The 799-nt window shown below is 45.3% G+C and carries 1 protein-coding gene; it reads right to left on the bottom strand.

Features of this window, described 5'->3' with window-relative positions:
* Positions 1 to 799 (bottom strand): hypothetical protein (locus A3762_RS27005; RefSeq protein WP_197469001.1); only part of this gene is annotated, 799 nt, incomplete at both ends.

Below are 799 nucleotides of genomic sequence, written 5' to 3'. Positions count from 1 at the left end.
TCAGTAGTGGTGAAAAAATACACAACACCCTCAGACGAAGGCGGACTATTTCGAGACAAGTCGCCTTCTTCGGTTCCCATATAATTAGAGTTACTTGCGCTAGCGACTGCATTTTGGAGTTTAGTTTTTTCTGCGCCTGATGTAGCAGCAATTAATTCACTAGCAAAATATTTTGGTCGTGGAGGAGCAACAATAGGCGCGCCGTTTTCACCCTCCAACACCAAGGTATTAGAACTACTCACAGGATTGTCATACGCATTAGCGTGGTAATAATAATGGTCGCTCTGATCTTTCAGATAGTAGGTTGCTGGATAAAATGTGTAGTCTTGGCGAGAGTTATCGGCACAATCGTCTGCACCACTCTCTTTACAAACCATGTCAGCATCACGAATATCGTAATCCCAATAAGATTCCGTTTTAGTAGATGTATCTAAGTCTGCAAATAAGTTAACCGTACGTGTACCAAAAGCCGTTGTGACTGGCTCAACTAAGGTTGCTGTCACACTCGCATCTGTAAAGGTATAGCCATTGGTTTTCGCAACGCTATCAAACTCAGCATTAGTAAAGGTCGGCCAAGGGTCATAGGTCACACTTGGGTCGTAATATGCCGTGTTGTATGCGGGGCTCTTTGCTGATGCGTACTGCGCAATAGGGGGTATTGCATAGCGGTTGCTATAGAGGCGGCGACCGTCATACCCGCCTGTATCTACGCCGTTGGCAAATACGTAAGCATACTGGCCGTAGCCACCACTATTGAGGTAATCACCGTTTGAGTCTACAAAATTACCATCGCTTCTCA

It is taken from the genome of Oleiphilus sp. HI0125 (assembly GCF_001635355.1).
Note: the sequence above shows the minus strand (reverse complement) of the source record. Positions and strands in the feature narration are given on the sequence as shown.